General features: G+C 72.2%; 17 protein-coding genes and 1 pseudogene. 7 read left to right on the forward strand and 11 right to left on the reverse strand.

The features are described 5' to 3' along the window. Positions 1–4 precede the first annotated feature (4 nt). Entirely contained in the window at positions 5–1,495 is a 1,491-nt protein-coding gene (locus tag SSPS47_RS01675; RefSeq protein WP_164248058.1) for a hypothetical protein, read from the reverse strand. Positions 1,496–1,725: 230 nt separating this feature from the next. Here SSPS47_RS01675 and SSPS47_RS01680 point away from each other — a divergent pair, with 230 nt between their 5' ends. Continuing rightward, positions 1,726–2,847 (forward strand): aminoglycoside phosphotransferase family protein, encoded by a 1,122-nt coding sequence (locus tag SSPS47_RS01680; RefSeq protein WP_164248061.1) that lies wholly within the window; start codon positions 1,726–1,728, stop codon positions 2,845–2,847. A 71-nt stretch (positions 2,848–2,918) separates the two neighbouring features. Here the strand turns inward: SSPS47_RS01680 and SSPS47_RS01685 are convergent. Further along, a pseudogene (locus SSPS47_RS01685) lies at positions 2,919–3,578 on the reverse strand (carbohydrate-binding protein); the annotation flags it as partial. A gap of 58 nt (positions 3,579–3,636) precedes the next feature. Between SSPS47_RS01685 and SSPS47_RS01690 the strand changes: the two are divergent. Both SSPS47_RS01690 and SSPS47_RS01695 read left to right on the forward strand, forming a co-directional pair. Further along, the gene (locus SSPS47_RS01690; protein ID WP_239064728.1) at positions 3,637–4,248 is read left to right on the forward strand and encodes an ROK family protein; all 612 of its coding nucleotides are present in this window, start codon (positions 3,637–3,639) and stop codon (positions 4,246–4,248) included. 340 nt (positions 4,249–4,588) lie between these two features. Then, entirely contained in the window at positions 4,589–6,589 is a 2,001-nt protein-coding gene (locus SSPS47_RS01695; protein WP_164248068.1) for a peptidoglycan recognition family protein, read from the forward strand. A 93-nt stretch (positions 6,590–6,682) separates the two neighbouring features. Here SSPS47_RS01695 and SSPS47_RS01700 read toward each other — a convergent pair whose 3' ends face one another. The 4 genes from SSPS47_RS01700 to SSPS47_RS01715 all read right to left on the reverse strand — a co-directional run bounded on the left by SSPS47_RS01700 (position 6,683) and on the right by SSPS47_RS01715 (position 11,286). Beyond that, complete coding sequence (locus tag SSPS47_RS01700; protein WP_164248071.1) at positions 6,683–7,798, reverse strand: chemotaxis protein; 1,116 nt, start codon at positions 7,796–7,798, stop codon at positions 6,683–6,685. A 178-nt stretch (positions 7,799–7,976) separates the two neighbouring features. Beyond that, a complete protein-coding gene (locus SSPS47_RS01705) occupies positions 7,977–10,307 on the reverse strand; it encodes a glycoside hydrolase family 95 protein (RefSeq protein ID WP_164254336.1) in 2,331 nt (776 codons plus the stop codon). 157 nt (positions 10,308–10,464) lie between these two features. Continuing rightward, positions 10,465–10,965, reverse strand: a complete 501-nt coding sequence (locus SSPS47_RS01710; protein WP_147876234.1) for a hypothetical protein — start codon at positions 10,963–10,965, stop codon at positions 10,465–10,467. Positions 10,966–11,043: 78 nt separating this feature from the next. Continuing rightward, positions 11,044–11,286: a DUF397 domain-containing protein gene (locus tag SSPS47_RS01715; RefSeq protein WP_023543626.1), complete on the reverse strand. Its 243-nt coding sequence runs from the start codon at positions 11,284–11,286 to the stop codon at positions 11,044–11,046. A gap of 280 nt (positions 11,287–11,566) precedes the next feature. On the opposite strand from SSPS47_RS01715, the gene paaK reads away from it, so the two are divergent. After that, complete coding sequence (gene paaK / locus SSPS47_RS01720; protein WP_164248074.1) at positions 11,567–12,871, forward strand: phenylacetate--CoA ligase PaaK; 1,305 nt, start codon at positions 11,567–11,569, stop codon at positions 12,869–12,871. Positions 12,872–12,917: 46 nt separating this feature from the next. On the opposite strand, the gene SSPS47_RS01725 is transcribed toward paaK, so the two are convergent. Next, the gene (locus SSPS47_RS01725) at positions 12,918–14,432 is read right to left on the reverse strand and encodes an acyl-CoA synthetase (RefSeq protein WP_164248077.1); all 1,515 of its coding nucleotides are present in this window, start codon (positions 14,430–14,432) and stop codon (positions 12,918–12,920) included. A 99-nt stretch (positions 14,433–14,531) separates the two neighbouring features. Next, a complete protein-coding gene (locus SSPS47_RS01730) occupies positions 14,532–15,638 on the reverse strand; it encodes an ionic transporter y4hA (RefSeq protein WP_164248080.1) in 1,107 nt (368 codons plus the stop codon). A 131-nt stretch (positions 15,639–15,769) separates the two neighbouring features. Between SSPS47_RS01730 and SSPS47_RS01735 the strand changes: the two genes are divergently transcribed. Beyond that, positions 15,770–17,605 carry a serine hydrolase domain-containing protein gene (locus tag SSPS47_RS01735; protein ID WP_164248083.1) on the forward strand — a complete coding sequence of 612 codons (1,836 nt, stop codon included), beginning with the start codon at positions 15,770–15,772 and terminating at the stop codon, positions 17,603–17,605. 45 nt (positions 17,606–17,650) lie between these two features. Next, positions 17,651–18,352: a DUF6882 domain-containing protein gene (locus SSPS47_RS01740; RefSeq protein WP_239064729.1), complete on the forward strand. Its 702-nt coding sequence runs from the start codon at positions 17,651–17,653 to the stop codon at positions 18,350–18,352. Positions 18,353–18,376: 24 nt separating this feature from the next. Here SSPS47_RS01740 and SSPS47_RS01745 read toward each other — a convergent pair whose 3' ends face one another. The 3 genes from SSPS47_RS01745 to SSPS47_RS01755 all read right to left on the reverse strand — a co-directional run bounded on the left by SSPS47_RS01745 (position 18,377) and on the right by SSPS47_RS01755 (position 23,529). After that, a complete protein-coding gene (locus SSPS47_RS01745; RefSeq protein WP_164248086.1) occupies positions 18,377–19,969 on the reverse strand; it encodes an NAD(P)/FAD-dependent oxidoreductase in 1,593 nt (530 codons plus the stop codon). Between the two features lie 414 nt (positions 19,970–20,383). Next, on the reverse strand, positions 20,384–22,651 hold the full coding sequence (locus SSPS47_RS01750; RefSeq protein ID WP_164248088.1) for a serine/threonine-protein kinase: 2,268 nt from the start codon (positions 22,649–22,651) through the stop codon (positions 20,384–20,386). After that, positions 22,633–23,529, reverse strand: coding sequence for an oxygenase MpaB family protein (locus SSPS47_RS01755; protein ID WP_164254338.1), 897 nt, complete (start codon positions 23,527–23,529; stop codon positions 22,633–22,635). Before SSPS47_RS01755 ends, SSPS47_RS01750 begins: the two co-directional genes overlap by 19 nt. A 261-nt stretch (positions 23,530–23,790) precedes the next feature. Between SSPS47_RS01755 and SSPS47_RS01760 the strand changes: the two genes are divergently transcribed. Continuing rightward, complete coding sequence (locus SSPS47_RS01760) at positions 23,791–25,344, forward strand: ATP-dependent DNA ligase (RefSeq protein WP_164248091.1); 1,554 nt, start codon at positions 23,791–23,793, stop codon at positions 25,342–25,344. Positions 25,345–25,606 lie beyond the last annotated feature (262 nt).

Below are 25,606 nucleotides of genomic sequence, written 5' to 3' on the forward strand. Positions count from 1 at the left end.
TGCCCTAGATCTCCGAACCCTTCGGCTTCTTCGTCGGGTTCGGCAGGACCGCGTCGATCTCCTCGCGCAGATCCTGGATCCCCGCGTGCGTCCTGTACTGACCGGTGAGCCGGTACATCTCCCTCAGCCGGTCCCAGGTCCGGTGCGACGAGGTCTCCCCCATCGACACCAGCGCCAACCGCGCGTAGCGGTCGGCCTGTTCGGGATCGTCCGCGATGAAGCAGGCTGAGGCCAGGGAGAGATAGTCGAAGATCATCGACCGCTGACGGCCGTTCTGCCGCAGCTCGATCGCCCGCTTGGCGTGCCGTTGAGCTATGGCCGCCGCCGGCGGCTCGTGATCGGCGAGGGTACGGAAGGCCAGCGCCTCCATGCCGTGCAGATCCGCCTCGTCGAACATCTGCATCCAACTCGGCGGCGGCACATCGCCCTTGTCGGAGACGAACAGGTCCTCCGCCTCGCCCAGGGTCCGGCGCATGGCCTGGCCGCGCCCCATCGACGCCTGTGCCCAGGCCTCGATCGTGCAGAGCATCGCCCGGGTACGCGGCAGCACCTCGTCCCCGGAACCGGACTTGGCCAGCTTCATCAGATCCAGCGCCTCGTCCGGCCGTCCCAGATGAACCATCTGACGGGCGGCCCTGGAGAGCGCCTCGCCCGCGCGCGGGCGGTCGCCGCCCTCGCGCGCCGCGTGGGTGGCGATGACGAAGTACTTCTGGGCGGTGGGTTCGAGGCCGACGTCGTGCGACATCCAGCCGGCCAGGACCGCCAGGTTGGCGGCGACGCCCCACAGACGCCGCTGGAGGTGGGGAGGGTGGCGGTACGACAGCATGCCGCCCACCTCGTTGAGCTGGCCCACCACCGCCTTGCGCTGGAGACCACCGCCCCGGGCGGCGTCCCAGGCCCGGAACACGTCGACCGAGTGCTCCAGCGCGTCGATCTCCTGGGACCCGATGGGGGCGGCCTCGTACCGGTCGTACCCAACGGGGTCGGCGTGCAGGGGATCGACGCCGCGGGGAGCGTCGGCGGTCAGTGCGGGGTCTGTGTGCAGCCAGTCGTGCATGGAACTGCTGAGTGCGGTGCCTGCGGTGAGCACGGCGCCCGCGCCCACCAAGCCGCGTCGGTTGAGCATGAGGTCCATTCCCGTGAATTCGGTGAGGACCGCAGCCGTCCGGTCGGGCGCCCAAGGCAGGCCGTCGGGGTTCGAAGCGTTCCCGGCGTCCCGTCGTCTCCCCGCGCGTCCGTGTCGTACGAACCCGAGGTCCTCGATGGTCACGACACGGCCGAGCCGCTCGGTGAACAGAGACGCCATCACCCTGGGTACCGGATCGCGTGGGATCTCCCCCATGTCGATCCAGCGTCTGACCCGCGAGGTGTCGGTGGCCAGTTGGGGGTGGCCCAGGGCCGCCGCCTGTCTGTTCACCAGCCGCGCGAGTTCGCCCTTGGACCAGCCGGCGAGGCCGAACAGGTCCGACAGACGGGTGTTGGGTTCTCCGGTCACGTCAAGCCCCCAGGTTCTCGGCTGAGTCGACAGTAACCGTCCGTCAGATGCCGGGCGACTATTCGCCAGGCTTCGCCAGGGTGCGCCAGATGGTGTGCCACCCGTGGCGGGGTGTCGTGTTAGGAACGCGCCACCCCGGCCCGGCAGCCGACACATTCCCCAGGGTGTGGAACGGTCGCCGGGGCGGGAGGCGCGGCAACTCGTCGGTACACGAAGGGACTCGTCCGCCCATGTACACAGCGTCGTCGTACACAGCACCGTCCTCCGTGTCCGCTCCGCCCCGCCAGCCGCGGCCACCCGCGGTCGGCGGCGGGCCGTATCTCGATCCCTCCCAGGCCGGCCGGGCCAGGCGCTGGACGGGGCCGGCCAACGGGCCGCTCGGCGGCCGGCTGGACCTGTCGGGCACGCAGGGCGCGCAGTTGAGGATGGCCATCGCCTCGGTGCACCGGATCTGTCCGGAGTTCAACCCCGTGCAGGTGCTGCGGCGCAGCGGCCGCTCGGTGCTGCTGGTCGGGACGACCGGACGGACGACGGCGGTGGCCAAGTGTCTACTGGACCGGTCACCCGCGTGGGCCGAGAGCTTCCGGCACGAGATAGCCGCATACCGTTCTTTCGTGCGCCACCGCCCGCCGGTGCGGGTGCCCCGGCTGATCGCCGCCGATCCCGACAACTGCACGCTGGTCGTGGAGCGGATGCCCGGACGCGCGGCGGCCCTGTCGCGCCACCCCGCCGAGGCCCCGCCGCGCGCCGACGTACGGGCCGTGCTCGGCGCGGTGGCGCGGCTCAACACCTGGCGTCCGCCGGGCGACATGTTCGGTCCGGGTCTGGACTACGCGCGCCGGATCACCCGCTACCACGAGCTGGGTCTGTTCACCGACCGGGATCTGGGGGATCTGCAGAAGCTGCTGCACGGTCTGGGGCGCCCCGGCATGAGGCAGTTCTGTCACGGGGACGCGCTGCTCTCCAACATGCTGCTGTCGCCCGCCGGGCCGGTGCTCGTCGACTGGGAGCACGCCGGCTGGTATCTGCCGGGGTACGACATGGCGACGCTGTGGATGGTGCTCGGCAACAACCCGCTGGCGCGCCAGCAGATCAGCAAGCTCGCGCAGGCCAGGGGTACGGCGGACCGGGACGCCTTCCTGGTGAATCTGATGCTCGTGCTGACCGGGGAGATCCGTAAGTACGAGACGGCGGTGCAGCGCACCATGCGCGAGGCGCCCGCCGTCGGTGCGCACCAGCCGCCGCCGGGTGCGGCGCCGACGGGTGAGGAGCAGCGGCTGCTGCTGCGGCGGCTGCACGACGACTGCGCCATGGCGCGCAGGGCCGTGCGCGCCGCGGTCGGGACGCGTTGACCACCCGCAGGGGGACTCGATCGCCGGAGGGGCTTCATGAGCCCGTCCGGCGATCGAGCACGGTCACCGCGCTACGGCCCGCTGAACTCGACCGTGTCCACGTCGAACGCGTTGTTCTGCGGCGAGGTGAAGACGAGATAGAGCTTGTGCGTCCCGTCGTGGGCCTTCACCGGGACCGGGTCGGTGGGCCGGTAGACGTCCCAGTCCCCGGTGTTGGGGATCGGGGTGGTGGCGAGCAGTTCGCCGTCCGGGGCGCCGGCCCGTAGTTCGATCGCGCCGACTCCGTACGGTGAGGAGACCTGGTAGCTGACCGAGTCGACGCCTTCCACGCTCATCGGTTCGAAGGCCACCCAGTCGCCGTCGCTGATGTCGCCGATGCGTTTGCCGTTCGCGGCACCCGTCTGGTCGACGATCCTGGTGCCCGACTGGTCGTCGTGGTACTCGGCCTGCTTGAGCTTCGGTTGCAGGACGGACCGCCCGTAACCGGTGAGCGCCGGTGCACCGTCACCGCCGCCGTCGGTGTACTTGGCGTTGAGTACGTAGGTGAGGTCGGCGCCCTCGGGATGGCCGCCCAGATCACCGGTGTCGACGGTGCCCTCACAGCCGGGGATGTCGTTCGTCGGGTGCTCGTGGTCGTCGTGCCCGAGTGCCGGGTTGATGGTGACCTCGGAGCAGTCGACGGTCCCGTCCTCCGGGTCGGTGACCGTGATCTTGTACGGGATCCGGTCGCCCGAGTTCTTCGCCTCGCGCTTCGGGGCGCGGGCGCTGGTCGACAACGACGTGAATGTGATGGCCCTGGCCGAACAGCGGCGGGCGTTCCCCAACACCCGTTTCCTGCTCTACATCAAGGTGGGTACGGGCATCGGCTGCGACATCGTCGCCGACGGCAGGCTGCACCGTGGGGCGCAGGGCAGCGCCGGCGACATCGGCCACATCAAGGTGAGCGACCAGGAGGACCCCTGCCGGTGCGGCAATTTCGGCTGCCTGGAAGCGGTGGCGGGCGGTGCGGCGATCGCGGCGAGGCTCGCGGGCCTCGGACTTGACGCCGCGTCGGGCAGCGATGTCGTACGGCTGGTGAAGTCCGGCAACAGGGACGCGCTGCGCATGGTGCGCGAGGCGGGCCGCGCGGTCGGCGAGGTGCTTGCGGGGCTGGTGAACTTCTTCAACCCCGACACGGTGGTGCTCGGCGGCGCGCTGGCGGCCGTGCACGACCAGTTGCTCGCGGGGGTCCGCGAGGCGGTGTACCGCCGGTCGCACCCGCTGGCCACTCATGTGCTGCGGATCGAGCCGAGCCGTACGGGTGAGAACGCGGCGGCGTTCGGCGCGGGGATCCTCGCGATCGAGCACGCCCTGTCGCCGGCGCAGGTGGACCGGCAGCTGGCGCGCGACCTCACGCCATGAACGCGGCCCGGACTCCCGGGCGGACGCCCGCCTGACGGATCCGACAACGTGTCAGGTTCAAGAAACGTCAAGGTCCGATCGACATCGTTCCAGGTCGGCCGAGTCCGGACATTGGTTCACACCACTGACGCTCCGCAGGCCCGTGGCCTGCGACCCGCGAAACCCCCCGACACGCGCGCTGACGTGCGAACTCCCCGCCGTCACGCCTGATTGACGGATCGCCTCCGAGCCGATACCCCTGTACCCCTGCCCTGTACTCCGCACCGCCGGCCCGCACGACGTGTCAGGTGGCGGGTACGGCTCCGCGGGCGCTTCGCGCACCACGTCACTGGAGGCCGCATTGCAAGGTTCCGCCCCCACATCCGTCAGAACCGTCCGCAGGCGTGCGGCGCGAACGGCGGGCGCCGTCGCCTCGGCCGCCCTGCTGCTTCCCCTGGTGTCGGCCGCTCCCTCCGCCACCGCCGAGCAGCCCGCCGCCGGCGCGCTCCAGCGTGACTTCGCCGCGGCGGCGGACCGGTACGACGTACCGGCGAGCGTCCTGCTCGGCGTCTCCTACCTCCAGTCGCGGTGGGACACGCACGGCGGCGCGGCCAGTGTGACCGGCGGCTACGGCCCCATGCACCTCACCGACGCCAGGACCGCGATCGCCGAGGCGCCCCACCACTCGCACGGCACGGAGGACGCCCGCGGCGACACCTCCCGCCCGGTGAAGACGGGCGCCCCGGACTCGGTCCGCGAAGTGGTCGTGCCCGAGAACTCCGAACTGCCGGCCCGGCTGCGCACCGTCGACCGTGCGGCGAAGCTCACCGGGCAGTCCCCGGAACGGGTCAGGCAGGACACCGCCGCCAACATCCGCGGCGGCGCGGCCCTCCTGGCCGACGCCCAGCGCGCTCTCGGCAGACCGCTGAGCGCCGACCCCGCCGACTGGTACGCCGCCGTCGCCCGCTTCTCCGGCGCCGACGACGCGGCCACCGCCGCCACGTACGCGAACGACGTCTACGCGGTGATCAGGGAAGGCCAGCGGCGCCACACCGACACCGGACAGCGGGTGGCGCTCCCGGCGGCGCCCGCCGTGTCCCCCGACACCTCACAGGTGTCGAAGCTCGGGCTCCGCGAGATCGACGCGGGCAAAACGGAGTGCCCGCGCAGCGTTGCCTGCGAGTGGATCCCGGCGCCGTACGAGGAGTTCGGCGAGGGCGACTACGGCAACCACGACAAGGCCGACCGTCCCAAGGCGGAGTCCCCCTCCATCAACACGATCGTCATCCATGACACCGAGGCGACCTGGGACACCACGCTCAAGCTGGTCCAGGACCCCACGTATGTCTCCTGGCACTACTCGCTGCGCTCGTCCGACGGACACATCGCACAGCACGTCCCGCTGAAGGACGTCGGCTGGCACGCGGGCAACTGGTACGTCAACTCCACCTCGGTGGGCCTGGAGCACGAGGGTTTCCTCGTCTCCCCCGACGCCTGGTACACCGAGGCGATGTACCGGACGTCCTCACGGCTGGTGCGTCACCTCGCCGACCGGTACGACATCCCGCTGGACCGGCAGCACATCATCGGCCACGACAACGTGCCCGGTACGACCGCGGCGACCATCGCCGGTATGCACACCGATCCGGGCCCCTACTGGGACTGGGCGCACTACTTCGAGCTGCTGGGCAAGCCGTTCAAGGCGGACGGCGGGCGCAACGCGGGCGCGGTGACGATCCGTCCCGACTACGCGTCCAACCAGCCGCTCTACACGGGCTGTGTGACGGCCGGCCAGGCGTGCGCCCCGCACGGCTCGGGGGCGGTGCGGCTGCACACCGCGCCGGACGCCGCGTCGCCGCTCGTCAAGGACATCGGCCTGCGGCCGGGCGGCGGGGACTCCACGACCGGGGTCAACGACCTGGGCGCACGCGCCTCGACGGGCCAGCAGTTCGCCGTCGCCGGGCGCGAGGGCGACTGGACGGCGATCTGGTACCTCGGCCAGAAAGCCTGGTTCCACAACCCGCGCACGGCGCCCACGGCCGTGAGCGCCGAGGAGCGGGTGCTGACGCCGAAGGACGGTCTCGCGGAGGTTCCGGTGTACGGCAGGGCGTACCCGGAGGCGTCGGCGTACCCGGCCGACATCCCCGTGCAGGCGATCTCGCCGTTCCCGTACAAGCTGCTCGCCGGCCAGAAGTACGTGGTCGGTGACCGGGTGCCGGGCGCGTACTACTTCGCGCCCACCTTCGACACGACGGGGCACCGCGTGGTGAGCGGCGACGAGGAGTACTACGAGATCCAGTTCGGACACCGGGTCGCCTATGTGAAGGTGTCCGACGTGCGGGTCCTGCCCTCGGGCCGCTGAGAAGCGGCTCTCGTAGGGCGACGGGCGCCACCGGCCTGTGGGGGGTCGGTGGCGCCACCCCTGTTCTCACGGTCCGCCGCGCGCTCGGCGGTGTCAGTAGCGCAGCACCGCCGCGATCCGGTGGTGGTCGTCGAGTACGTCGTCGTCGAGGAACACCACCTGCGCACCGCCGTCCAGGGCCGTCTCGACGAGTTCGTCGACGATGTCGTCCTGCACCTCACGGCCGAGCGCCTCCCCGCCGTCGCCGTCTACCGGCATCAGATGCCCCTCGCCGACCCTGGCGGACCGCTGGAAGTGCTCCTCCACCGCCACCAGACCGGCCCGCCGCTCGCGGACCGCGTCCCACACCTCGTCCAGACCGGCGGCGAAGGTGCGCCTGCCCTTGGCGTCGCCCAGCCGGACCAGGGCCTCCCGCTCCTCGCCCCGCGCATACTCCTGGACGACGGGCCGGACCGCCTTGCCCAGCACATGCGCGGGGCCCTCGGAGAGGCCGCCCTTGGCCAGCCGGCCCGCGGCGGACCTGGAGGTGGTGCCCGCGTCCTCCAGCAGGGCGAGCGCCGGGGAGACGCCGACCAGATGGAACGGGCGGGGGTGCGCGGCCAGCACGGCCGCGAAGGCGTCGTCGACCGACCGCAGGAACTTACGCGTCTCCTCGTCCATGAAGGTGCTCGGCGTGTCGCCTATCCGCTCCTCGCGCTCGACGTCCCACGTCTCCTCGGGAGGCGTCATGGGGAAGCCGTCGGCGCGGTGCTCGTGCAGGGAGTCCCCGACACCGTTCCAGAGCGTCGCGCGGTCGGCGGCGACGCTCAGCACCCAGTAGCGGTGCAGCTGGGCGGTGGCGGCCACCAGGTTCCGGGTGAGGAAGGTGTCGCTGATGACGACGGATTCGGGCGCGTCGCGGGGCAGGTACCAGACCTGGTGCTCCTGCGCGTCGGCGAGGATCAGCAGCCCGTCGAGCTTGTGCCGCAGGTCCACCTCGGCCACCGCCCGGTCGAGCTGCACCCTGACCGCCTGGCGCGTGGCCTTGGGCACGTCCGGATCGGCCTCCATGCGGTGTACGGCCTCGGAGAGGACGTTGCGCAGGCGCACCGGGTCCTCTTCGTTCAGCGGCTCGTGCCGGTGGGTGGGCATTGTCAGGGACACCGCCGGATACGGCCTCGGCCTGCGCAGTCTCCGCAGGACTTCGGGCGTCAGATCGTTACTGTCCATGCTGCCCCTTCGCTCGGCGGAGGTCCCACACCGGCGAGCGGCCGGCTGGAGTACCCCGGACCTGTTTCCATCTTGCGGGACGTCGCCGACATCCGCAGGGGCGCGGGGCCGCCGGACGCGACGGGGTCCCGCCCCGGCTGCCGCCGCTGCCGGGACGGGACCCCTCGTACCGCCGCCGTCAGTGCCGGCCGCGGCGCGCTGTGAATTCGTAGACCCGGCCCGCGGTGGCGCGGAACCTGCTCTCGCCGCCGGGCAGCAGGGTGCTGCGCAGGGTCAGGTCGCCGGTGCGGCTCGCGGTGAGGACGATCCGGCTCGCCTTCCCCCCGGACCAGGTGATGTCGAGTGTGGCGCCGCCGCGTGCCCGCAGCCCGGTGACCGAGCCGTCGGGCCAGGACGCGGGCAGGGCCGGCAGGACCTCGATCGGGCCGTGCTGGCTCTGGAGCAGCATCTCGGCGACACCGGAGGAGGCGCCGAAGTTGCCGTCGATCTGGAACGGCGGGTGGGTGTCCCAGAGGTTCGGCAGGGTGGAGCTCTTGAGCTGCTCGGTGAGCATCTTGTGCGCGTGGTCGCCGTCCCGCAGCCGCGCCCAGAAGTTGATCTTCCAGGCCTTGCTCCAGCCCGTTCCGCCGTCTCCGCGCGCGGTCAGCGACACCTTGGCGGCGTCGGCCCACTCGGTGCCGACCTCGATCTGCCGCCCCGGGTGCAGGCCGAAGAGGTGCGAGACGTGCCGGTGGTCGTTGTCCGGGTCGTCCAGGTCCTCCTTCCACTCCTGGAGCTGTCCCCACGACCCGATGCGCAGTCCGGGGTCGAGGTCGCGCAGCGCCAGCCGGAGCCGCCTGCGGAACCGGGGGTCGTCGCCCAGGGTCTCCGACGCCTCCAGCGTGTTGGTGAACAGGTCGTGCACGATCTGCTGGGACATCGCCGCGCCCGCGGTGAAGTCGCCGTTCTCGGGCGAGTAGCTGGGGTTGACGACGAGCTTGCCGTCGCGCGGGTCGGCCCGCAGGAAGCCGAGCCAGAACTCGGCGGTCTCCTTCATCACCGGGAAGGCGGTGGAGCGCAGATAGTCGGTGGAGGCGTTGAAGCGGTAGTGGTCGTACATCTGCTGGGTGAGCCAGGCGCCCGCCTCCGGGAACCAGAACGACTGCGGGAACCGGTGCAGCCCCGTGAAGCCGTACGGATTGGTCTCGTTGTTCACCACCCAGCCGACCGTCTCGAAGATCTCCCGCGCGGTGGTGCGGCCCGGTTCACGCATCGAGTCGACGTATCGGTCGTACGGCACGGTGGTCTCGGCGAGGTTGGTGACCTCGGCGAGCCAGTAGTTCATCTGGAGGTTGATGTTGACGTGGTAGTCCGCGTCCCAGGGCGGGTTGGTGACGTTGTTCCAGACGCCCTGGAGGTTCGCGGGCAGCGACCCGGCCCGTGACGAGGCGATGAGCAGATACCGGCCGTACTGGAAGTACAGCGCTTCGAGCGCCCTGTCGGCGTCGCTCGTGCCTCCGGTGTACCGGGCGAGGAGCTGGTCGGTCGGCAGGTCGGGCAGCTGCTGGCCGATGTCGAGCGACACCCGGTCGAACAGCCCCTGGTGGTCGGCGACGTGCTCGGCGCGCAGGTCGTCGTAGGAGCGGTCGGCCGCCCGGTCGACGGCGGCGGTGACCGCGGCGTGCGGGTCGTCGGTGCGGTAGTCGGGGTAGGTGTCGGCGTAGTCGGTGCCGGCCGCGAGGACGAACCAGGCGCTGTCGGCGCCGCTGACGGTGAGGGTGCCGTTCCCGGCGGTGACGGTGCCTCCTTGCGTCCGTACGCGGATCTGGCCCTCGAAGAGCAGCCCGTTGTTCTGGAGTTTGCCCCGGACGGTGAGCCGGTCGCCGGACGCCGTGGCCGTGAAGTCGTCGCGGGGGGAGGTGTACCGGAGAGTGAAGCCGATCCTGCCCGGCTGGTCCGCGGCGAACCGGCCCGCGATGACCTCGCCGGGGTGGGAGGCGAAGAACTCCCGCGTGTACGTGGCGCCTTGGTGGACGTACGAGACCGAGGCGAGGGCCGTGCCGATGTCGAGCGCGCGCCGGTAGGAGGAGTCGGGGCCCCCGGGCGCTCCGGGGACATCGAGCAGCAGGTCGCCGAAGACGTTGTAGGAGCCGAAGTTGTGCTTGGGCTGGCCCAGCTCGGCCGCGACGGCCTGGGGGGTCATGGCCCCCTCGGCGTCGATGCGCTCCTGGACACCGCGCAGCACACCGGGCCGCGGGCTGGTCCAGTTGCCGTGGTCGTAGTCGGGGGCTCCGGGGCCGCCGGTCCACAGGGTCTTCTCGTTGAGGACCAGCCGCTCGGAGGCGAGCGTTCCGTAGATGCCGGCACCGAGGGCGCCGCTGCCGATGGGGAGGCTTTCGCGCTCCCAGTCGGCGGCGGGCTTGGTGTACCAGAGCGTCAATTCATCGGAGGGGTCGGCGGCTGCGGCCCTACCGGCCAGAGCGGGTAAACCCAGCGCGAGGGCACTGGTTACGCCGAGTGCGGACTTCATCGTGGTTCTGCGGGAGATGCCCTGAGTCATGCGGCAGACGTTAAAAGTCCGATGACTGAATTGGCAAGGCACATGACAAAACCTCGCGGCAGGCAATTTTCCTGCCGCGAGGCGGTGGGGTGGGGACGCGCCGGGCCGTGGGCGCGCGACGCCCTGCTCAGCCCTGCTGGAAGAGCTCCGCGGGGAGCGGCTTCAGCAGCGCGTAGAGATCGTCGGTGATCGGCCGGTCCCAGCTCGCGATGGTGACGAGGACGTTGTCGCTGCGGTCGAACTGCACGCAGGCGATACGGCTTTCGGAGAGCTTCAGCCGGCGCACTATCAGCAGGTTGTCCCCCTGCATGACCGGCACGTCCTCCGTGCTGACGACGTCGACCTGCTCCTCGTTCTCCAGGGCGAGCAGCAGTTGTGCCACCTCGAAGGGAATCTGGCCGTCCTCCACCTCGCGGGCAGGTGATCCCTCGGGCAGATTGCCGATGATCATCGCCGGGCCGCGTCCGCCGAACAGGTCGTACCGCAGGAAGACGCCCTGGCAGCTGCCGTCGGGGGCGGGCAGCAGACCGGCGCCCAGATTTCCGGGCCAGTCACCCGGGTCCATGGCCAGGACGTCGAAGTCCGGGCCCGCGGGTGTGGCGGCGCTGCGGCGGCGGAGGAAGGACATGCCGCCATGGTACGTCTCCCAGGGACGCCGTCGACGCGGGACCCGGGGCACGCCGGGAGCGCCGGGACACCAGCTCGGTCAGGTGAGGTCGAACTCCCCGTCGCGGGCGTTGAGCACGAAGGCCCGCCACTCCGCGGGGCTGAAGATCAGTGAGGGATTCTCCGGTTTACCGCCGTTGCGCATCGCGATGAACCCTTCGACGAAAGCGATCTGGACGTCCCCCGTGCCCTGGCTGCTCGAACGCCAGTCGGCCTTGCTCAGGTCCAGTTCCGGCTTGTCCCAGCCCGCCAACGGCTGCTGGGTGGTGGTGCTCTCAGCCACGTCCCGCTCCTCCCGGTTCGTCGTCCGGGGCCAGACTATCGATCGTTCGCGGTCCCGGACAGGCCGCTGCACGGGCCGCACCCAACCCCCTTGAGATGGCCACGAGTTGCCGTCGCAACCGCTCCTCGGACAAGGATTCGGCCGCGCAGGCGAACACGCACCGGCGCGCCTCTGGCCTTGACGCCGGTCCGGACGGCTGGATTACTGGGCGGGAAGAAGATCAACCGAATGATCGGTCGTCCGGGTGCTCGCCCGGTAGGGGAAGATTCGGGAGTCGGCCATGACGGATCTGCTGGACGCCGGGGAGCGGCTCGGCCGGGACGAGCTCGAAGCGTTGCAGCTCACCCGGCTGCGGGCGACGCTGCGGCACGCGTACGAGAACGTGCCGTTCTACCGGGAGTCGTTCGACGCCGCCGGGCTGCGGCCGGACGACTGCCGCTCGCTCGCCGACCTCGCCCGCTTCCCCTTCACCGCCAAGACCGATCTGCGGGACAACTATCCCTTCGGGATGTTCGCCGTCGATCAGTCGCAGGTCCGGCGCATCCACGCCTCCAGCGGCACCACGGGCCGTCCGACCGTCGTCGGCTACACGCAGGGCGATCTGGACACCTGGGCCGATGTCGTGGCCCGCTCGATCCGCGCGGCCGGCGGCCGGCCCGGTCACAAGGTCCATGTGGCGTACGGATACGGCCTGTTCACCGGCGGTCTCGGCGCGCACTACGGCGCCGAGCGGCTCGGCTGCACCGTCATTCCCGCGTCCGGCGGCATGACCGCGCGGCAGGTCCAGCTGATCACCGACTTCCGGCCCGAGATCATCATGGTGACGCCGTCCTACATGCTGACGCTGCTGGACGAGTTCGAGCGCCAGGGCGTCGACCCCCGGGCGACCTCCCTGCGGGTCGGCGTCTTCGGGGCCGAACCGTGGACGCAGGAGATGCGGCGCGAGATCGAGGAGCGGTTCGCGATCGACGCCGTGGACATATACGGCCTCTCCGAGGTCATGGGCCCCGGCGTGGCGCAGGAGTACGTCGAGACGAAGGACGGGCTGCACATCTGGGAGGACCACTTCTACCCGGAGGTCGTCGACCCGTTCACCGGTGAGGTGCTGCCCGAGGGCGAGGAGGGCGAGCTGGTCTTCACCTCCCTCACCAAGGAGGCGATGCCGGTGATCCGTTACCGCACCCGTGATCTGACGCGGCTGCTGCCGGGCACGGCGCGGGTGTTCCGGCGGATGGAGAAGGTCACCGGGCGCAGTGACGACATGGTGATCCTGCGCGGGGTGAATCTCTTCCCGACGCAGATCGAGGAGATCGTGCTGCGTACGGCGGGGGTGGCCCCGCACTTCCAGCTGCGGCTGACCCGTGAGGGCCGGATGGACGCGCTGACCGTACGGGCCGAGGCACGGGCGGGGGCGACGCCGGATCGGCGCACGGCCGCCGCGCGGTCGATCGCGGCGGCCGTGAAGGACGGGATCGGGGTCTCGGTGGCGGTCGAGGTGGTCGACCCGGAGACGCTGGAGCGCTCGGTGGGCAAGATCAAGCGCATCGTGGACCTCAGGACCACCCCCGGCCCGTCCGGCGGCTGAGAACGAACCGGCCACGGCCGGGACCCCGCCGCGGTGTTCGGGGCGCTCACCGCGAGAACCGGTCCCGCAGCTCGCGCTTGAGGATCTTGCCGCTCGCGTTGCGCGGCAGCTCCGTCACGAACAGGACCTTCTTCGGCGCCTTGAAGTGGGCGAGCTTCTCCCGTGCGTGGTCCAGGAGTTCGTCCTCCGTGACCTCACCCCTCGGCACGACCACCGCGGTGACCGCCTCGATCCAGCGGTCGTCCGGCAGACCTATCACCGCGGTCTCGGCGACGCCCGGATGTGTGTACAGCGCGTCCTCGACCTGGCGTGAGGCGACCAGCACACCGCCGGAGTTGATGACGTCCTTGACCCGGTCGACCACCGTGTAGAAGCCGTGGGCGTCGCGCACCGCGAGGTCGCCGGAGTGGAACCACCCGTCACGGAAGGCGTCCGCCGTCTCCTCGGGCTTGCGCCAGTAGCCGGCGCACAGCTGCGGGGAGCGGTACACGACCTCGCCCGCCGTACCGTCGGGGACCTCCTTGCCGTCCTCGTCCACGACCCGCGCCTCCACGAAGCGCACCGGGCGCCCGCAGGAGTCCATCCGGCCCTCGTGTTCCGCAGGGCCGAGGACGGTGGCGAGCGGACCGATCTCGCTCTGGCCGAAACAGTTGTAGAAGGCGAGTGACGGGAGGCGTTCGCGCAGTCGCTCCAGCACGGGCACCGGCATGATCGAGGCGCCGTAGTACGCCTTGCGCAGTCCGCCGAGTTCGCGGGTCGCGAAGTCCGGATGGTTGGACAGACCGATCCACACGGTGGGCGGCGCGAAGAGGCTGTCGGCACGTCCCGACTCCACCAGATCGAAGACGGCCGCCGGGTCGGGCCCGTCCAGAATGATGTTCTCCGCGCCCACGGCCAGGTAGGGCAGCAGGAACACATGCATCTGCGCCGAGTGGTACAGCGGCAGCGAGTGGATGGGCCGGTCGCTCTCCCGCAGGTCGAGCGCGTCTATGGCGCTGGCGTACTCGTGCACGAGCGCCCGGTGCGTCATCATCGCGCCCTTGGGCAGGGCGGTGGTGCCCGAGGTGTAGAGCAGTTGCGCCAGGTCGTCGGAGTCCCGGTCGGGGTCGTATGCCCCCGGGTCGGCGAGCGCGGCGAGCAGCGAGTCGTCGCTGTCGCGCAGCGCCCGGACGGCGATGCCCGGCGGGAGACGGTCGGCGAGCGCCGGGTCGGTGAGCACGAGGCCGCTCGCGGACTGCTCCAGGATGTACGCGAGGTCGTCGCCGGTGAGGTGCTGGTTGACCGGTACGTGGACGAGCCCGGCGCGTGCGCAGGCGAGGAAGGCGATCAGATAGGCGTCGGAGTTGTGGCCGTAGGTGGCGACCCGGTCGCCGTCCTGGAGTCCGTGCCCGCGCAGGGCGGCGGCCGCCGTCGAGACGGCGGTGTCGAGTTCGGCGTAGGTCCAGCTCCGGTCCCCGTATCCGACCGCGGTGCGGTCGGGGACGCGTCGGGCGCTGCGGCGTACGACGCCGTCGACGGTGCTGTGGAGCAGTTCCCTGACGGCGCGTTCCTCGGCGTTCATGGCGTGATACTCCGTGCCGTCACGGAGCGGGTCAAGCCCTCCGCCGGTGAACGGGGGCAGGGACCGAGGAGTGTGTCGGCATCCTCGGGGGCTCCACCCTCAAGGACTCACCGCGAGGAACACGAACGCCGCGAAGATCGCCATGTGGACGCCGCCCTGGAGCAGCGTGGCCCGGCCCGGCACGACGGTCAGCGCGCCCACGACGACGGTGAGCGCGAGCAGGACCATGTGGGTGGCGCTCAGCCCGAGGACCAGCGGGCCCTCCAGCCAGATGGTGGCGAGCGCGATGGCGGGGATGGTCAGGCCGATGCTGGCCATGGCCGAGCCGAGTGCGAGGTTGAGGCTGGTCTGCACCCGCTCGCGGCGCGCGGCCCGTACGGCGGCCAGCGTCTCGGGCGCGAGGACGAGCAGCGCGATGATGACACCCACCACGGCGTGCGGCATCCCGGCCGACTCGACGCCCGACTCGATGGTGGGGGACACCGCCTTCGCGTCGCCGACGACCGCGACCAGCGCGACGACGAGCATGACCGCGCTCAGTGTGCTCGCCCACCGGGTGGGCGGCGGCGCGTGCTCGTCCACCTCCTTGATCTCCCCCTCCTGGGTGACGGGCAGGAAGTACTCGCGGTGGCGCAGCGTCTGCATGGCGACGAAGAGCCCGTAGAGCGCGAGGGAGGCGATCGCCGCGAACGTGAGCTGCGCCGTGGAGAACTCGGGGCCGGGCTTGCTGGTGGTGAAGGTCGGGAAGACCAGGCTGAGCGTGGCGAGCGTCGCCACCGTGGCGAGCGCGCCGCCCGATCCCTCGGCGTTGAAGACGGCGACCTTGCTGCGGAGGGCGCCGACGACCAGGGATACGCCCACGATGCCGTTGCAGGTGATCATGACGGCGGCGAAGACGGTGTCCCGGGCGAGGGTGGCGCTCTTGGCGCCGCCGTCGACCATCAGGGTGACGATGAGCGCGACTTCGATGACGGTGACCGCGACGGCGAGCACGAGTGAGCCGAACGGCTCGCCGACCCGGTGCGCGACGACCTCGGCGTGGTGCACGGCGGCGAGTACGGCTCCCCCGAGCAACAGGGCCACCAGGGAGACCGCGTAGCCCGGCAGGTCGCGGCCCCAGCCGAGTACCAGCGCCACCAGGGCGAGCAGCGGTACGACCACGGTCCAGCGGGACCACAGCGATCGGATCCCGGTACGCGTCGTCATACGCCTCACGCTGTCAGAGGCGCCCGGCGCCCGCGCGGCGAGCCGCGGCGTCATGGGCCGTGCGGAGGCGGGGCAGTAGCCTCGTGCGTCGGACGGATTCGGACGGGGCGTCATGTCGGAGGGACGGGCGGATGAGCGGGGACTCGGCGGGCGGCGCGAGCAGCCGGCGGAGGCGGGGCGCGGGCAGGCGGGCGCCGGGAGGCGCGCTCGCGCCGGCGCCCGGCCCGTTCGCCGACGCGGCGACCGCCACGGGCGCCGGGGCGGGGCCGCCCGGCCCCGCGCGCTCGGGCTCCGGGAGGCCGGCCCCGACGCTGCGGCGGGGCTCCCCCGCGCGCGCCGGGCTGCTGCCGGGACCGCTGGAGCGGCTGGTGAGCGACGCCGAGCGGTTCCTGGAGCCCTCGCCGGCGCACCCCTGGTACGCGGGCGCCGTGCTGCTCGCCGGGCGCGGTGGCACGGTGGCGCTGCACCGGGCCATCGGCAGCGCCGTGCGCTACTCGGCGTACGACGAGGCGACCGACACCGGTGTCGAGTTCCCCGCCGCCCGGCGGATCGCGATGGCCGAGGACACCGTCTTCGATCTGGCGTCCGTCTCGAAGCTGTTCACATCGATCCTCGCCGTGCAGCGGATCGAGCGCGGGACGCTGGCCCTGGAGGAGCGCGTCGCGTCGTATCTCCCGGACTTCGGCGGCGCGGGCAAGCAGAATATGACGATCCGTCAACTACTTACGCACACCTCGGGGTTCGCCGCCTGGATCCCGCTCTATCGGGAGCCGACGCGGGAGAGGATGCTCCAGCGGCTGTGGGACGAGGCGCCGACGAGCCCGCCGGGGAGCGTCCACCGGTACTCCGACCTCAATCTGATCTCCCTTCAGCTCGTCCTGGAGAAGATCACCGGGCGCGCGCTGGACGTCCTGCTGCGTGAGGAGATCACCGCTCCCCTCGGTATGCACCGCACCCGCTTCAACCCGCCCGCGTCCTGGAAGCCGAGGATCGCGGCCACCGAGGACTGCCGGCAGCCGTGGTCGGGGCTCGACCGCGGTCCGGTGTGGGGTGAGGTGCACGACGAGAACGCGTTCGGCTTCGACGGGGTCGCCGGCCACGCCGGGATCTTCTCGTGCGCCTGGGACCTGGCGGTTCTGGGCCGTACGCTGCTGAGCGGCGGTGCGTACGGCCGGGCGAGGATCCTGCGACCGGCGTCGGTGGAGCTGATGTTCACCGACTTCAACACGGACTTCCCCGGTGACGGGCACGGACTGGGCTTCGAGCTCTACCAGCACTGGTACATGGGGGCCATGGCCACGCCGCGTACGGCCGGTCACACCGGCTTCACCGGCACCAGTCTCGTCCTCGATCCGACGACCGACTCGTTCCTGGTCGTGCTCGGCAACTCCGTCCACCCGGTGCGCGGTTGGCGGTCCGGCAGTGCGCCCCGGGTCGCGGCCGCGGACCATATGGCGCGGGCCGTGCCCGTCATCCCGGAGGCGGGCCGGAGCGCGTGGTTCTCCGGGATGGCCGCGGGCACCACCGCCACGCTCACGCTGCCCGCGCTGCGTATCGCCACCGGGCAGGGGCGGTTGTGCTGCTCCCTGTGGTGGGACACGGAGCCGGTGACGGGCCAACTGGTCCTGGAGGCACGGGAGAACGGGAACGGCGGCGAGTGGCGGCCGGTGCCCTTCACGACGACGCCGTCCGGTTCCGCCGAGGAGGCGGGCACACCCCGTCCTGCGGGCTCGGTCTCGGGGTGGTCGGGGCGCGTCTGGCACGGGCTGCGTGCCGACCTCGCCGCCTGGCGCGGCCGGACGGTGCGGCTGCGCTGGCGTTACGCGACCGGCGGCCCGTACGTCGGCCGTGGCGCCTATGTGGACGGTCTGCGGGTCGAGGACGGTGGCCGTACCGTGTTCGACGACTCGCGCCACGGGGACGCGGTCCGCGTCGAGCCGGACGGGTGGAGCGTGTCGGCCGACTGAACCCCAGTACGGGCGTTCGAGCGTCCACGCATTAGGGTTTCCGGGGTGACTGCGACCACCACCTTCAGCGACGCCTTCCTCCGGATGACCGAGCGGCACGCCGCCTGGGGCGCGCAACAGCTCGAAGCGTTCAACGAGTTCATGCCGACCGGGCCGTGGACGGCCGACCTCGACCAGCGCCTCTACCGCCAGGCGGAACGCGATCTGCGGATCTCGGTGCTGGGGAGCTTCGACACGTCGGACGGCTCGTGGCTGTGGGGCTGGGCGAACCCCGGCTTCGGCGGAACGCCCGTCGTCGGCGCGGCGGACGAAATACGGCGGCTGGGCGAGGCGCACGGCATCCCGGAGTTCACGACCGACCTGGTGGACCTTTCCGCGTTCGACGACCCCCGCTTCGCGGTGGAGACCCTCGTGTTCGGGGCGATGGGCGCGCTCGGCGCCTGCGGCTACATCGGCGTCCAGGCCTCCGCCGAGGGCCGTCTGTACATGGTGCCGGACGATCCGCAGGTGCCGCGTGCCGTGCCCGACGGCATCACGTTGCCGCGCGTGCTGCTGACGGGCGCGGGCCTGCTCCCCGGGAGTTCGGCCCGCGCCGTGGTGGCCGGGTACTTCGACCACCACGGACTGACTTCGCGTCAGGAGGCGGAGCTGATCAGCGCCGACCTGCCCGGCGGCGCCACGGCCGACGTCCTGTTCGACGGTGCCGGGCGCGTCGCGTCCGTCAGGATGAGGAACGTCACCCGGTAGACCCGTACGCGGCCGGATCCCGGCTCAGCCGGCCTGGGTCCGGCCCGCCTCCAGCACCGCCATCGCCGCGTTGTGTCCGGGTACGCCGCTGACGCCTCCGCCGCGTACGGCGCCCGCGCCGCACAGCAGCACGTTCGCGTGGGCCGTCTCCACGCCCCACCGGCCCGTGTCGGCCGTGGCGTAGGGGAAGGCGAGATCGCGGTGGAAGATGTGGCCGCCGGGCAGCCGCAGTTCACGTTCCAGGTCCAGTGGCGTCTTCGCCTCGATGCAGGGCCTGCCGTCGCCGTCCACGGCGAGGCAGTCGGCGATCGGCTCCGCGAGGTGCGCGTCGAGCTCATCGAGGGTCGCCTTGAGCAGTTCGTCGCGCACGGTGTCGTTGTCCTCGGCGAACAGCCTTGCGGGCGTGTGCAGTCCGAAGAGGGTGAGGGTCTGATAGCCCCGCTCCGCCAGTTCGGGGGCCAGGATCGACGGGTCGGTCAGCGAGTGGCAGTAGATCTCGCAGGGCGGCGCCGACGGGAGCCTGCCGTCGGCCGCCTCCTCGTACGCCGTCGCCAACTGCCCGTACCCCTCGGCGATGTGGAACGTCCCGGCGAACGCGTCGCGCGGGTCCACGCTCCGGTCGCGCAGCTTCGGCAGACGGCGCAGCAGCATGTTGACCTTCAGCTGGGCGCCCTCGGCGGCGGCGGGGGCGGGGGGCGTGTCGCCGAGGAGGGTGGCGAGCGCCTGTGGCGAGGCGTTCACGAGGACGTGGCGCGCGGCGACGCTGCCGGTGCCGCCCGCCTCGTCGCGGAAGGTGATCTCGGCGTGGGCACCGTCCGTCTCGACGCGGGTCGCCTCGTGCCCGGTGACGAGGTCGGCGCCCGCCGCACGCGCCGCGTCGGCGAGCGCGTCGGTGAGGGCGCCCATGCCGCCGACGGGCACGTCCCAGTCGCCGGTCCCGCCGCCCACCACGTGGTACAGGAAACAGCGGTTCTGCAGGAGGGTCGGGTCGTGGGCGTCGGCGAACGTACCGATGAGCGCGTCCGTCAGGACGACGCCCCGTACGAGGTCGTCGGCGAACCGCTCCTCGATCGCGACGCCGATCGGCTCCTCGAAGAGCATGCGCCAGGCGGCCTCGTCATCGATCCGGGAGCGCAACTCGGCCCGCTCGGGCAGCGGTTCGGTGAGGGTGGGGAAGACGCGCTCGGCGACCCGGAGGGTCGAGGCGTAGAAGGACTGCCAGGCCGCGTACTCGCTGTCGCCGCCGGTCAGGGCCGTGAAGGACTCCCTGGTCCGCTCGGCGCCGCCGCCGACCAGCAGTCCGGTCGCCCGGCCGCCGCGCTCGGCGGGCGTGTACGAGGAGACGGTCCGCTTCCGTACGGCGAACCGCAGCCCCAGGTCGTCCACGATCTTCCGGGGCAGCAGGGACACGAGGTACGAGTAACGCGAGAGACGCGCGTCGACACCGGCGAAGGGCCGGGTGGAGACGGCGGCGCCGCCGGTGTGACCGAGGCGCTCCAGGACCAGCACGGTGCGGCCGGCTCCGGCGAGATAGGCGGCGGCGACGAGTCCGTTGTGGCCACCACCGACGATCACGGCGTCGTACGAGGTGCGCGAGGGAGAGGAGAGTGCGGGCATGGCTCTTGGTAACACGTTTGGGGCCCGCACGGGACCCCGCCTCCCCCGGCCGGCCCCGCCCCGGGGCGTGTCTTCGAAGTGACGCCGTCCGGCCGCAGGGCGAGCCGCCGGCGGCCGGTGCGGTGCATCGCGGGGCGGAGGATCGGTGTTGTGGACGAACCGGCCGTACTCGGCCGACTCCGCGAGGTGCCGTGCCGGACGTCGCGGGGCCCCGAAGATCCGCCGGCCAGGGCTGGGCCCTGTCTTCGAACTGGCGTCGTCCGCCCGCAGGGCGGGGCCCGCGGCGTCCGGTGCGTGCGATCGCGAGACGCAGGAGAGGATCGCTCTCGTACCGGGCGTACGTGGGCGGGTCCGACAACACGGCGGGCGTGCGTGCCAGGGGCCGCGAGCCCGGCAAGATCCGAACGACACGCCCTAGTGCCGCCCAGCCTCGCGCCGCTGGCGCAGGGCCGCCACCCGGCGGTAGAGCTCGACCGCCTCGCCGCCCCTGCCGAGTTGTTCGAGGCAGTGCGCCTCGTCGTTGCGGCTCGCGAGGGCGTCGGGGTGGTCCTGCCCCAGGACGCGTTCGCGGGAATCCGCCACCCTGCGGTACACCGCGAGGGCGTCGGCCCAGCGTCCCAGCCAGCCGAGGGCGACCGCGACCTCGCGGCGGCTGACGAGGGTGTCCGGGTGGTCGGGGCCAAGGACGCGTTCGCGGATCGCGCACACGTCGCGGGACTCCGCGAGGGCTTCCTCCCAGCGGGCGAGCCGGCCGAGGTTCACTCCCAGGCCGTGCCGGGCGCGCAGCGTCTCGGGGTCGGTGGGGCCCTGTACGCGGGAACGGTCGTCGACGAGGCCCCGGTACAGCTCCAGGGCCTCGGCGCTGCGGCCGAGGCGGCCGAGGCTTATGCCGACCTCGTAGCGCGCCGCGAGACTGTCGGGGTGGTCCCCGCCGAGCGCGTGGGCCCGGCCGACCGCGACGTCACGGTACGTCTGGAGCGCTTCCGTCCAGCGGCCCAGCATGCCGAGCGCGTAGGCGACCTCGTAGAGCGTGACCAGTGTGTCGGGGTGGGTGGCGCCCAGGACCCTGGTGCGCGCCGCCGCCACCTCGTGCGCCATCCGGTACGAGTCCTCGATCCGCCCGAGCCGGCTGAGGTTGAAGGCGAGGTTGTGGCGGCAGCGCAGGGTGTCGGGGTGGTCGGGGCCCATGGTGCGCTCGCGGGAGGCGAGGACCGCCGCGTACACCTCGTGCGCCTCGAAGTGCCGGCCGAGCTGGCCCAGCACGTACGCCGTCTCCTGACGGGCCGCCAGGGTCTCCGGGTGGTCGGGCCCCAGTGCCCGTTCGCGCCCCTCCGTGACGCGGACGAACTCCCGCAGCGCGTCGGCCGTGCGGCCGGTCCGGCTGAGCGTGAAGCCGACCTCGTAGCGGCTTCCGAGGGTGTCGGGGTGGTCGGGCCCCAGCGCGTGCTCCCGCTCGGCGGCGACCGCGCGGTGCACCTCGCCCGCCTCGTCCCAGCGGCCGAGCCTGCCCAGGCTGAGGCCCGCGCTGTGTCTGCTGTTGAGCACGGCGATCTGTTCGGGCGAGGGCGTGGGGCGCTCGGGGCGGGCGTACCCGTCAAAGACGGCGCCCGCCGGCCCCGACGGCGTGGTCCACTCACCGGTGAGCCCGGCCGTGTGGTCCGGGGGTGTGGTCCGCAGCGCCGAGGAGCCCGTCGCCTTGTGACCGACGGTCATGCCGTACGTCCAGGAGGGCAGCCGCGAGCCCGGACCGCCGTGCGACGTGGAGCTGTCGGCCGCAGGCCGGTGCGCGAGCATCGGCGGCAGCGCCGGCGGATGGCCCTCCCGGCCGGACACGGAGCGGGCGGCGATGATCCGGTGCCGCAGCGCGGTGGCGTCCGACGGCCGCTCCTCCGGCGTCTTGGCGAGCAGGTCGAGGACGATCCGGTCCAGGAATTCGGGCAGTTCGGAGCGGTGGCTCCGCAGCGGCGTGGGGACGGTGTCCCGGTGCCCGACCAGGACGGCCCACGCGTCGTCCTGGTCGAAGGGCGGGACGCCGGTGGCGATCTCGTAGAGCACACAGCCCAGCGAGTACAGATCGCTGCGGTGGTCTATGGGGCCGCCGCCGATCTGTTCGGGCGACATGTAGTGCGGCGTGCCCATGGCGATGCCCGTGCCGGTGAGCTTGGAGGTGAAGCCGATGTCGTGGCCGAGCCGGGCGATGCCGAAGTCGCAGATCTTCACCGCGCCGTCGGTCATCCGCATGATGTTGGCGGGCTTCAGGTCCCGGTGCACGATGCCCTGTTCGTGCGTGTACGCGAGCGCGTCCGAGACCTGCTCGGCGATGTCGACGATGTCCGGCACCGCGAGCGGGCCCTGTCTGTTCTCCTCCAGGAGCTGGCTCAGGTTGCGCCCTTCGAGCAGCTCCATCACCAGGTACAGCACACCGTCGTGCTCGCCGAAGTCGTGGACGACGGTGACGCCCCGGTGCTGCAGGGCGGCGGCGACGCGCGCCTCGCGGCGGAACCGTTCGCGCAGCACCCGGGTGAAGGACTGATCCTGCTGCGGGCCCGGCGGCTTGAGGCATTTGACGGCGACGTGCCGGCCGAGCGATTCGTCCTGGGCCCGCCACACCTCGCCCATGCCGCCGCGCCCGATCAGATCGAGCAGCCGGTACCGGCCCTGGATCAGACTCGTTTCCGCCATTGCCCGCTGTCGCCCCCGTCGCCTAGCTGCGCCCTCCCCGGCCCGTCCAGTATGGCCGCCTGTCTGCGGAGTTTGGCAGCCTGTCTCCTGAGTTGGCGTGGGCTCGGCCGGGTGCCGGGCCCGAGTCTGGCCATGGCGCCCCTGATGTGCCCCGGTGGGATACGTCTGCGCAGCCGCCCGGGGACGGCCCGCAGAAGTCCTCCGGTGACGACGAGCCTGCGGGTCACGCGCGGTGGGGCGGGGGCGTCCCTGCCGTACAACTCGTGGGCGTACGCGGGCAGTGAGTCGTACGCGAGGCCGCAGACGTGCCGCCACAGCACCGCGCGGGCGGGGACGAGCAGGGGGTGTACGGGCGGGCGCCGCAGGAAGTCGTCCACTTCCCGTGCCTCGGGCCCGGCGGCCAGCTCGGGCGCTACCCGTTCGAAGTACGCCGCGAGTTGGGCCCTGTCGGCGGGCACACGGGCCGGGTCGAGGCCGACGAGGCGGGCGCCTTCGCGGTGTTCGTCGATGTAGAGGTCGGCCTGGGCGTCGGTGATCGGGAGGCCGGAGCGGCGCAGGACGTGCAGGTAGGAGTCGACTTCGGCGCAGTGCACCCACAGGAGCAGGTCCGGTTCGTCGACGCCGTAACGCTCCCCGGTCGCCGGGTCGGTGACCTTGATGCGGGTGTGGATGCGGCGGACACGGGCGCCGGCCTTCTCGGCGGCTTCGGTGGTGCCGTAGCTGATGGTGCCGACGAAGTTCGCGGTCCTCCGCAGCCGTCCCCAGGCGTCCTTCCTGAAGTCACTGTTCTGTATGACGCCGCGCACGGCGCGCGGGTGCAGGGCCTGGAGGTAGAGCGCGCGGACCCCGGCGATCCACATCATCGGGTCGCCGTGCATCTGCCAGGTGACGGAGTCGGGGCCGAAGAGGCCGGGGTCGGCGTGGACGCGGGCGTCTTTTCGGACGCGGGCGTCGGCCTGGGCGCGGGCCTCGCTGTCCCCGTGGCTCACCCTGGCTCACCCCTCCGCTGTCGACCGGACTGCCCAGGTTAGCCGCGCGCCCGCGGCCGCCCGCCGGGGGGCGCCGGCGCCGCCGCCCGGCACAGCGCCGGAGACCGCACAGGAGGGGCGCGCGGGCGCGAGGCGTTGCAGGATGGCCGCATGCTGCTGGCCACGCTCGCCCATGTCTCACGGGAGGTCGCCGCGACGTCGGCGCGCTCCCGCAAGATCGCCCTGCTGGCCGAACTGTTCGGCGCGGCCGAGCCCGCCGACGTACCGGTCGTCATCCCGTGGCTGGCGGGCCGGCTGCCCCAGGGACGGATCGGTGTCGGCCGGCACGCGCTGAAGGACCCGGCACCGCCGGCGGAAACGGCCACGCTGACCGTCCGCCGGGCGGACGACGTGGTCACCGCTCTGGCCGCCGTCACGGGCCCCGGCTCGCAGACCGAGCGCAGAAGACTCGTCCAGGAACTGCTGGGCGCGGCGACCGAGGAGGAGCAGCGGTTCCTGATCGCGCTGCTGTTCGGTGAGGTGCGCCAGGGCGCCCTGGACGCCGTCGCCGGGGAAGCGCTCGCGCAGGCGGCGCAGGCTCCGCCCGCCGCCGTACGGCGCGCGGTGATGCTGGCCGGGTCGCTCCAGAGCGTCGCCGAGCGGCTGCTGGCCGACGGCCCCGACACGCTCGCCGAGTTCCGTCTCACGGTGGGCCGCCCCGTACTGCCGATGCTCGCGCAGACGGCAAGTGGTGTCATCGAGGCCGTCGGGCGGCTCGCGCCGTGCGGCGTGGAGGAGAAGCTGGACGGGATCCGCGTCCAGGTCCATCGGACGGGTGATGCCGTACGGGTCTACACCCGCACCCTCGACGACATCACCGACCGGCTGCCCGAGGTGACGGCCGCCGCGCTGGCGCTGGACGGTGACGGCCTCATCCTGGACGGCGAGGTCATCGCCCTGGACGCGGACGGCAGGCCCCGCGCGTTCCAGGAGGTCGCGGGGCGGGTCGGCTCCCGTACCGATGTGGGGGCGGCGGCCGCCGCCCTGCCGCTGTCGCCGGTCTTCTTCGACGTGCTCGCCGCCGACGGCGAGGATCTGCTCGACCTGTCGTACGCGGAGCGCCGTACGACGCTGGACCGGCTGGTCCCGGAGCCGATGCGGGTCCGCCGGGTGGTGGTGTCCGCGCCGGACGGCGACACCGCGCCCGACACCGGGGAGGCGGAGGCGTTCTGGCGCGCCACGCTGGACCGGGGCCACGAGGGTGTCGTGATCAAGGCGCTCGACACCCCGTACAGCGCGGGCCGGCGCGGCGCCGGATGGGTGAAGGTCAAACCGGTCCACACCCTGGATCTCGTGGTGCTCGCGGCCGAGTGGGGCCACGGCAGGCGCACGGGCCGGCTGTCCAATCTGCATCTGGGGGCCAGACAGCCGGACGGCTCGTTCGTGATGCTGGGCAAGACCTTCAAGGGCTTGACGGACGCGATGCTGGAGTGGCAGACGGCGCGTCTGCGGGAACTGGCCGTGGCCGACGACGGCTTCACGGTGCGGGTGCGTCCGGAGCTGGTGGTGGAGATCGCCTACGACGGGCTCCAGCGCTCGTCCCGCTACCCGGCCGGGGTGACGCTGCGGTTCGCGCGGGTGCTGCGCCACCGCGAGGACAAAGCGGCGTCGCAGGCGGACACGCTGGAGACGGTGCTCGCCGGTCATCCCCTGTCCGGTGGCTGACGCGGCGCCGGGCCACAAGTCGTAGGGCCGCCACTCGGCGTACCGCCCCGGGTCACCCCGCGAGGCCCCGCGCCACCAGCGCCGCCCGTACGCGGTTCGAGACGCCCGGAAGGTGAGGATGCGGCGCACATGCGCCCTCACCGTCGCCTCGCGCGCCTGGAGCGGATCCCCGGTCTCCGCGTTGGTCATGCCGCCGGCGAGCGCCGCCGGCACCTGGCACTCCCTCGGGGTGAACCGCCGCGCGGTACGCCCGCGGAGAGGG

Origin of the sequence: Streptomyces sp. S4.7 (assembly GCF_010384365.1) — a bacterium.
Lineage (GTDB): Bacteria > Actinomycetota > Actinomycetes > Streptomycetales > Streptomycetaceae > Streptomyces.

Bases quoted from the DNA above. Each gene is read 5' to 3' on its own strand.
- SSPS47_RS01680 (WP_164248061.1), top strand. From the start codon at position 1,726: ATGTACACAGCGTCGTCGTACACAGCACCGTCCTCCGTGTCCGCTCCG.
- SSPS47_RS01690 (WP_239064728.1), top strand. From the start codon at position 3,637: ATGGCCCTGGCCGAACAGCGGCGGGCGTTCCCCAACACCCGTTTCCTG.
- SSPS47_RS01700 (WP_164248071.1), bottom strand. From the start codon at position 7,798: ATGGACAGTAACGATCTGACGCCCGAAGTCCTGCGGAGACTGCGCAGG.
- SSPS47_RS01705 (WP_164254336.1), bottom strand. From the start codon at position 10,307: ATGAAGTCCGCACTCGGCGTAACCAGTGCCCTCGCGCTGGGTTTACCC.
- SSPS47_RS01710 (WP_147876234.1), bottom strand. From the start codon at position 10,965: ATGTCCTTCCTCCGCCGCCGCAGCGCCGCCACACCCGCGGGCCCGGAC.
- paaK (WP_164248074.1), top strand. From the start codon at position 11,567: ATGACGGATCTGCTGGACGCCGGGGAGCGGCTCGGCCGGGACGAGCTC.
- SSPS47_RS01725 (WP_164248077.1), bottom strand. From the start codon at position 14,432: ATGAACGCCGAGGAACGCGCCGTCAGGGAACTGCTCCACAGCACCGTC.
- SSPS47_RS01730 (WP_164248080.1), bottom strand. From the start codon at position 15,638: ATGACGACGCGTACCGGGATCCGATCGCTGTGGTCCCGCTGGACCGTG.
- SSPS47_RS01735 (WP_164248083.1), top strand. From the start codon at position 15,770: ATGAGCGGGGACTCGGCGGGCGGCGCGAGCAGCCGGCGGAGGCGGGGC.
- SSPS47_RS01745 (WP_164248086.1), bottom strand. From the start codon at position 19,969: ATGCCCGCACTCTCCTCTCCCTCGCGCACCTCGTACGACGCCGTGATC.
- SSPS47_RS01750 (WP_164248088.1), bottom strand. From the start codon at position 22,651: ATGGCGGAAACGAGTCTGATCCAGGGCCGGTACCGGCTGCTCGATCTG.
- SSPS47_RS01755 (WP_164254338.1), bottom strand. From the start codon at position 23,529: ATGCACGGCGACCCGATGATGTGGATCGCCGGGGTCCGCGCGCTCTAC.
- SSPS47_RS01760 (WP_164248091.1), top strand. From the start codon at position 23,791: ATGCTGCTGGCCACGCTCGCCCATGTCTCACGGGAGGTCGCCGCGACG.